Annotated in this window: 6 protein-coding genes, 1 rRNA gene and 2 pseudogenes; 8 read left to right on the top strand and 1 reads right to left on the bottom strand. The window is 40.6% G+C overall.

Annotated features, from left to right (window positions below; translation table 11 throughout):
* Window positions 1–638: 638 nt before the first annotated feature.
* Window positions 639–815 carry a hypothetical protein gene (locus AC5YCD_RS15510; protein ID WP_496130859.1) on the top strand — a complete coding sequence of 59 codons (177 nt, stop codon included), beginning with the start codon at window positions 639–641 and terminating at the stop codon, window positions 813–815.
* Window positions 816–907: 92 nt separating this feature from the next.
* Here AC5YCD_RS15510 and tnpA read toward each other — a convergent pair.
* Window positions 908–1,078: pseudogene (tnpA, locus tag AC5YCD_RS15505) on the bottom strand (IS200/IS605 family transposase); the annotation flags it as partial.
* Here tnpA and AC5YCD_RS15500 point away from each other — a divergent pair.
* The 7 genes and pseudogenes from AC5YCD_RS15500 to AC5YCD_RS15470 form a co-directional block, all read left to right on the top strand.
* A pseudogene (locus AC5YCD_RS15500) lies at window positions 1,072–1,797 on the top strand (RNA-guided endonuclease InsQ/TnpB family protein); the annotation flags it as partial. The pseudogenes tnpA and AC5YCD_RS15500 overlap by 7 nt on opposite strands.
* Window positions 1,798–1,928: 131 nt before the next feature.
* Window positions 1,929–3,188 carry a putative DNA modification/repair radical SAM protein gene (locus AC5YCD_RS15495; RefSeq protein WP_496130858.1) on the top strand — a complete coding sequence of 420 codons (1,260 nt, stop codon included), beginning with the start codon at window positions 1,929–1,931 and terminating at the stop codon, window positions 3,186–3,188.
* Window positions 3,185–3,964: a TIGR03915 family putative DNA repair protein gene (locus AC5YCD_RS15490; RefSeq protein ID WP_496130860.1), complete on the top strand. Its 780-nt coding sequence runs from the start codon at window positions 3,185–3,187 to the stop codon at window positions 3,962–3,964. Before AC5YCD_RS15495 ends, AC5YCD_RS15490 begins: the two co-directional genes overlap by 4 nt.
* 163 nt (window positions 3,965–4,127) lie before the next feature.
* A complete protein-coding gene (locus tag AC5YCD_RS15485) occupies window positions 4,128–4,673 on the top strand; it encodes a lysozyme (protein WP_496130857.1) in 546 nt (181 codons plus the stop codon).
* Window positions 4,674–4,813: 140 nt separating this feature from the next.
* Window positions 4,814–4,951 (top strand): hypothetical protein, encoded by a 138-nt coding sequence (locus AC5YCD_RS15480; RefSeq protein WP_496130856.1) that lies wholly within the window; start codon window positions 4,814–4,816, stop codon window positions 4,949–4,951.
* A gap of 121 nt (window positions 4,952–5,072) precedes the next feature.
* A complete protein-coding gene (locus tag AC5YCD_RS15475) occupies window positions 5,073–5,309 on the top strand; it encodes a hypothetical protein (protein WP_496130855.1) in 237 nt (78 codons plus the stop codon).
* Between the two features lie 281 nt (window positions 5,310–5,590).
* A 16S ribosomal RNA gene (locus tag AC5YCD_RS15470) occupies window positions 5,591–7,127 on the top strand.
* Window positions 7,128–7,171 lie beyond the last annotated feature (44 nt).

The following is a 7,171-nucleotide window of genomic DNA, read 5'->3' as shown; positions in this document are numbered from 1 at the left end:
TTCGCAAGAGATGCGATGGATGTCTGGTGATTTGTAGTCATAAATTTTAGTCCCCACTTGTTTTTAAGTGGGGACTAAATTAAGGCTTATAGGATGAATTCATAAGGTGTGTTCAGCGGACGCTTACCAAAGCCATAGATTGATCTCTGCTTAAAAGATATTGCTACCCGTTTGAGCAGCAGTGTTGCTCATGTTTGAAGAAGTTATTGTGACTTAAACAGTTCTAAGAACATACTTGTGCTTGAGTATGGTTGTAAGTGTCTCTCAGTATGGATCTTTGTCCTTTAGACGTAGAGTTGTTATGCCAAAGTATCTACAGTTTAAAATAATATGAAAGTATGGATGAACCGGTATGTATTGTTATCTAAAACTTACAATCTATTAAAAAATTTTCACTCATATATCTTATTGTTTTAACCCTATTTTGAATCTTAGACGTAAGTCTAGCACATAAGATAAGAAATTTAGACATAGGTCTAAAGCGCAAAAATAACTTTAATTTCTCACTTACAATGTTCTTGAATACTTATGTATAGATAGGATTTAAAGTGCATGAAGAATGTTAAGCGTGCATTTTAAAGGGTCTATGAAATAGGAACGGTTAAGCCAATCCAACGAAAATTACAGGGACTTAGGATATGCAACAACGTCAACATGATCTTGAAACAACACCAGTATTTCGTATGCATGAAGCCTTGACACCAGAGTTGCTACGTGAAATTTATTCAGACAATCAATTACCTATTGTTAATCCTTTTATCGCTTTATTCGGATCGATTAAAACATGGTGTACTACCCATTTAAATTTTCGCTAATACGGACATTGGTATAGAAAATCTGTTTATCCGATGGAGCGTAAAATCTCTGGGTTTAGCCCGAGGATATAAGCGACTGGCGTAAGCCATTCATGCGGTATTTGCTGTTGATGGATATACTGCTCAATTATCCCAATAGGCGCACCTCCGCACGATGCAGCGAAGTAACTAGGCGACCACAAAGCATTACCCCATAGCTTGTTTTTGATTTCAGGAAATTCTTTTCTTAAATGACGACTCGATACACCTTTCAAGCTATTCACTTGGGTATGTTGAATATGGAAAAACTAAATTTGGCTTATGGGATAGCTACGGACTAAGTAAATACTCTGTTAGAACAGGCTCATTTGTTGAGGATAGTCGTGGGCGTTGGTATGTATGTCTTGTGGTTGACTTTTCGAAGCAAGAAAAACCAATGGCAACCAAAGCTATAGGCATTGATCTAGGCTTAAAAGATATTGCCACCTGTTCTGATGGCACTGTAATTTCAAATCCTAAGTTCTATCGCCAGTACCAACAGAAATTAGGTATTGCTCAACGAGCAAGAAATAAAAAACGTGTACGTGCATTACACGCCAAGATTGCAAACTGTCGTAAAGACCATTTGCATCAGGTAAGCAGCATGCTTGTTAAAAATAATGCACTCATTATTGTAGGTGATTTAAGTGCCAAGAAACTTGTAAAAACTAAACTGGCAAAGTCTGTTTTGGATACAGGATTTTCAGCACTAAAAACAATGCTCAAGTATAAATGCGAGAACGCAAGGGTATTGTTTGAGGAAGTTAATGAAGCCTATACCTCCCAAACTTGTTCGTGCTGTGGTGAGATCACCGCAAGTAGTCCGAAAGGTAGGACAGGTCTTGGAATAAGAGAATGGGAGTGCGGGAGCTGTGGTACGGCTCACCATAGAGATAAAAACTCAGCTCTAAACATTCTTGCGCTTGGGCATAAGCGTCTAGCAGTAGGAATCCCCTTCCTTTAGGGCGGGGAGGATGTCAACAAGTTAAAATCAACATCATTAAAACGACATAGTTTGTCGCACAGATGATTGTTGGTGTCGTATAAAAAATAGACATGATTTATGATAGCGTTTTGCTTCTTTTATCTCTGTCTATGTCTGATCGTATTCGTGAAAAACTGCAAATTTTGGCTGATGCTGCCAAGTATGATGTTTCGTGTTCGTCGAGTGGCAGTAAGCGTCAAAACAAAGATAAAGGTCTAGGTAATACGGGTAATGGTATTTGCCATAGTTATACCGAAGATGGCCGTTGTGTTTCTTTGCTCAAAATTTTGTTTTCCAATGTCTGTATCTACGACTGTGCCTACTGTGTGTCACGCCGTTCAAATGATGTAAAACGTGCTGCATTTACGGTCCAAGAAGTGGTTGATCTGACCATTAATTTTTATCGTCGTAATTATATTGAAGGGCTATTTTTAAGCTCTGGTATCTTTAAATCCGCCGATTACACGATGGAGCGTATGCTGCAAGTGGTGAAAAAGTTACGTCTGGAAGAAAACTTCAATGGTTATATTCATTTGAAAACGATTCCAGGAGCATCACCTGAAATCATCCAAGAGGCTGGGCTCTATGTGGATCGGATGAGTATTAATTTAGAAATGCCGACAGAAGAAGGTTTGCAAAAATTTGCCCCTGAAAAAAATCATGCTGAAGTACAAAAAGACCTAGGGATTGTACGGGATCGTCTGATTGAACTTAAAGATGAGCGCAAGCTGATTAAAACCGTTCCTGTTTTTGTGCCTGCAGGCCAAACCACACAAATGGTGGTAGGAGCACATAGTGAAACTGATAAAGATATTATTTTAATGGCGGATCGCCACTATAAAGAGTTTAAGCTCAAACGCGTCTACTATTCAGGCTATATTCCAATTAATGAGGAAGAGAAGAGTCTGCCGATGGTGGGTTCTGCGCCACCATTGCTGCGAGAAAATCGTCTCTATCAAAGTGATTGGTTAATGCGTTTTTATGGTTTTGAGGCCAATGAGTTGGTGGATGATGAACATCCAAACTTAGATTTAGATGTCGATCCAAAATTGGGCTGGGCGTTACGTCACCCCGAGCATTTTCCTGTCGACATTAACCATGCAGATTATAAAATGATTTTACGCGTACCTGGTATTGGTGTGCGCTCAGCAAAGAAAATCGTATCAGCACGTTGTTTTGGCCCGATTCGTATTGATCAGCTAAAACGAATGGGTGTGGCTTATAACCGTGCGCAGCATTTTATTCGTTGTGTGGATAGTCCTAAGTTTGCCAAGGAGCAACAAGCAGGGCAGATTCGTCAACAGATTTTATTCGCGGGTCAATCTAAGTATACACAGCAACTTTCACCACAATTAGGATTCGGTTTCTGATGATTTATGTGTTTGATGGTACCATGACAGGCTTACTAAGCTGTATTTTTCGCGCCTTTAAATTTAAACAGTTCGATGTGCAAGTGACCAAAGATCCACATGCACAAACGGGCTTGTTTGATGAAGTTGTGGTGGTACCTTCAAATGATGAACATGCCAATCGTGTATGGACTGCATTAAAAAGCAAAGTCTCTAGCAGCTCGCTGCGTCATTTTTATTATAGTTTTTTATCGGAGCAAGATGCAGCATTTAATCATATGTTTGGTTTTGCGCTATATGTATTTAAAAAAAACTATAAGGTTGACAAAGATTATGGGCATGTTGATGTATTAGGGATTAGTCAATGGGCCAAACAAGTTGGCCGTGAAAAGCATCGCATGGAAGCTTTTGTGCGCTTTAAAAAATGTCAAGATGGTTTATTTCTAAGTTTGGTGAAGCCTGACTTTAATGTATTACCTCTCATTACGCGTCACTTTAAACAACGCTATCAAGATCAGACTTGGTTGATTTATGACGAGCAGCGTAAATATGGTATTTACTATGATCTAGAGCAAGTCCATCAAATTGAAATGAATCCTCATGAAGTGGATCAAAATATTGCCACTGGTTTTAGTCAGAATTTTAGTATTGAGTTGGATGACGAAGAAGTCTTATATGATCAGCTTTGGAAAGACTATTTTAATAGTGTCAATATTCAAGCGCGTAAGAACTTAAAACTACATATTCAGTATGTTCCTAAACGTTACTGGAGATATATGAATGAAAAAGAGATTTAGTGATCTAGGGACTTCGCTTCAGTATTTAATTCTAGTAATTTTTTACAAGATACATAAGGTGCGATTTCTACGCGCGCTGTGATCATGATTTCTAAATATATCTAATGTAGATCAAATAATAGGGCATGCTGATGAAACTACTGTTTAAATTTTGGATACTCCAATGAAGAAAATTATGAAGGATTTTATTGTTAAACAGCTCAAGAAAATATTTTATAAAGAAGAGACAGTCTTCGATCATGATATCGCCATTGCTGTAGATCGGGAGAAAACGCTGAGTTCAAATGGCGCGAAACTTATTACAAGTTTTGAGGGTTTAGCGTTAGTTGCTTATCAATGTCCTGCTAAAGTTTGGACAATTGGCAGTGGTACAACTGTTTATCCCAGTGGTCAATCTGTACAACAGGGCGACACTTGTTCAAAAGAACAAGCTTTAACTTATAAAACCTATGACCTTATGCGCTTTTCTAAACTCGTCAATCAGACGGTGAACGTGCCTTTAACGCAAAATCAATTTGATGCCTTAGTTTCATTGGCTTACAACATTGGTGCCAATGCATTTAGACAATCCACACTGCTTAAAAAACTGAATGTTGGTGATTATGACGGTGCAGCAGAGCAGTTCTTGGTCTGGAATAAAAGTAAGGGAAAAGTATTAAAAGGTTTAGTGAATCGTCGTACTCAGGAAAGAGCGCTTTTTTTAAGTTAGAGGTGCACTCAGCTTATTGTTACTATTGATCTTATTGTAAGGTGAATATGTAAATTGCTGTGATTTTAGGTTGAGTAAAGAGTGTGTGCTAAACACAATGTGATATTTTAACAATCTAATTGCAAAAAAGAGAACCTAAAATGACAAATGAAAATGACAAAGTGAAACCACATCATGAATCCAATGATGATAAAGGTGATCAAAAATCTTACAAGAATGTCACCCCAGAGAAAAAGCCCAATCAACAACCAGAGCAACCTTTAAAAGAGCAGAAATAAAGGATGCTATCTATAGAGCTCCAGACTTGGAGCTCTATTCAGAAAAATTGATTTTTAACTTTAATTCATGATTCAGTTACAGTAAATTTCATCCTCTTATATTTAATGACAAGTGATTGTGATGTTGAAACAAGCTTTTGAAGCGAAAAGGAACGTTTATTTTAATTATGAGTTTAATCCGATTGAAATTGATGAAGATTTTCCTGAAAGCATTCAAAAATCCTTAGTAGGCCTTTTGTACAAGCATGAAATTAAATCTTCAGACACCATCTACTGTATATATTTTGTTGAAGAGCTTGAGGGTGAAGAATTGAATAAACTTAAATCAGATTGGTTGCGTTATTGTCCCATCGAGTGAGATATATTGCTTAAAATAGAGAAAGAATTTAAATATTTTTAAATTATTGTCTTGACGAAACTCAAAAAAAGCGTAATATAGCCGACCTAACTTGCTTCTGACGAAGATGCAAGAAAATCATTAAGAGATTATGAAGAACAACTTGTGTGGATTTTTACTGGTTGATCAATCGAATATATTTTCATTGATAACTGGTAAGAATTTCTCGAAGTTTATTTGAGCAAATTTTTTGTCAGTAATTGATGAGCCAAGATTGGTGCCCTATAGGCACTATTGATTTTAAACTGAAGAGTTTGATCATGGCTCAGATTGAACGCTGGCGGCAGGCTTAACACATGCAAGTCGAGCGGATGAAGGTAGCTTGCTACTGGATTCAGCGGCGGACGGGTGAGTAATGCTTAGGAATCTGCCCATTAATGGGGGACAACAGTTGGAAACGACTGCTAATACCGCATACGCCCTACGGGGGAAAGCAGGGGATCTTCGGACCTTGCGTTAATGGATGAGCCTAAGTCGGATTAGCTAGTTGGTGGGGTAAAGGCCTACCAAGGCGACGATCTGTAGCGGGTCTGAGAGGATGATCCGCCACACTGGGACTGAGACACGGCCCAGACTCCTACGGGAGGCAGCAGTGGGGAATATTGGACAATGGGCGAAAGCCTGATCCAGCCATGCCGCGTGTGTGAAGAAGGCCTTTTGGTTGTAAAGCACTTTAAGCGAGGAGGAGGCTACTTAGATTAATACTCTAGGATAGTGGACGTTACTCGCAGAATAAGCACCGGCTAACTCTGTGCCAGCAGCCGCGGTAATACAGAGGGTGCGAGCGTTAATCGGATTTACTGGGCGTAAAGCGTGCGTAGGCGGCTTTTTAAGTCGGATGTGAAATCCCTGAGCTTAACTTAGGAATTGCATTCGATACTGGGAAGCTAGAGTATGGGAGAGGATGGTAGAATTCCAGGTGTAGCGGTGAAATGCGTAGAGATCTGGAGGAATACCGATGGCGAAGGCAGCCATCTGGCCTAATACTGACGCTGAGGTACGAAAGCATGGGGAGCAAACAGGATTAGATACCCTGGTAGTCCATGCCGTAAACGATGTCTACTAGCCGTTGGGGCCTTTGAGGCTTTAGTGGCGCAGCTAACGCGATAAGTAGACCGCCTGGGGAGTACGGTCGCAAGACTAAAACTCAAATGAATTGACGGGGGCCCGCACAAGCGGTGGAGCATGTGGTTTAATTCGATGCAACGCGAAGAACCTTACCTGGTCTTGACATACAGAGAACTTTCCAGAGATGGATTGGTGCCTTCGGGAACTCTGATACAGGTGCTGCATGGCTGTCGTCAGCTCGTGTCGTGAGATGTTGGGTTAAGTCCCGCAACGAGCGCAACCCTTTTCCTTATTTGCCAGCACTTCGGGTGGGAACTTTAAGGATACTGCCAGTGACAAACTGGAGGAAGGCGGGGACGACGTCAAGTCATCATGGCCCTTACGACCAGGGCTACACACGTGCTACAATGGTCGGTACAAAGGGTTGCTACCTCGCGAGAGGATGCTAATCTCAAAAAGCCGATCGTAGTCCGGATTGGAGTCTGCAACTCGACTCCATGAAGTCGGAATCGCTAGTAATCGCGGATCAGAATGCCGCGGTGAATACGTTCCCGGGCCTTGTACACACCGCCCGTCACACCATGGGAGTTTGTTGCACCAGAAGTAGGTAGTCTAACCGTAAGGAGGACGCTTACCACGGTGTGGCCGATGACTGGGGTGAAGTCGTAACAAGGTAGCCGTAGGGGAACCTGCGGCTGGATCACCTCCTTAACGAAAGATTGGCGACCGGTAAGAATCCACAACAAGTTGTTCTT

This window comes from Acinetobacter sp. CY05 (genome assembly GCF_059515805.1).
Note: the sequence above shows the minus strand (reverse complement) of the source record. Positions and strands in the feature narration are given on the sequence as shown.

Excerpts from the sequence above, each read along its gene's own strand:
- AC5YCD_RS15485 (WP_496130857.1), top strand. The coding sequence starts at position 4,128 with ATGAAGAAAATTATGAAGGATTTTATTGTTAAACAGCTCAAGAAAATA.
- AC5YCD_RS15480 (WP_496130856.1), top strand. The coding sequence starts at position 4,814 with ATGACAAATGAAAATGACAAAGTGAAACCACATCATGAATCCAATGAT.
- AC5YCD_RS15510 (WP_496130859.1), top strand. The coding sequence starts at position 639 with ATGCAACAACGTCAACATGATCTTGAAACAACACCAGTATTTCGTATG.
- AC5YCD_RS15475 (WP_496130855.1), top strand. The coding sequence starts at position 5,073 with ATGTTGAAACAAGCTTTTGAAGCGAAAAGGAACGTTTATTTTAATTAT.
- AC5YCD_RS15495 (WP_496130858.1), top strand. The coding sequence starts at position 1,929 with ATGTCTGATCGTATTCGTGAAAAACTGCAAATTTTGGCTGATGCTGCC.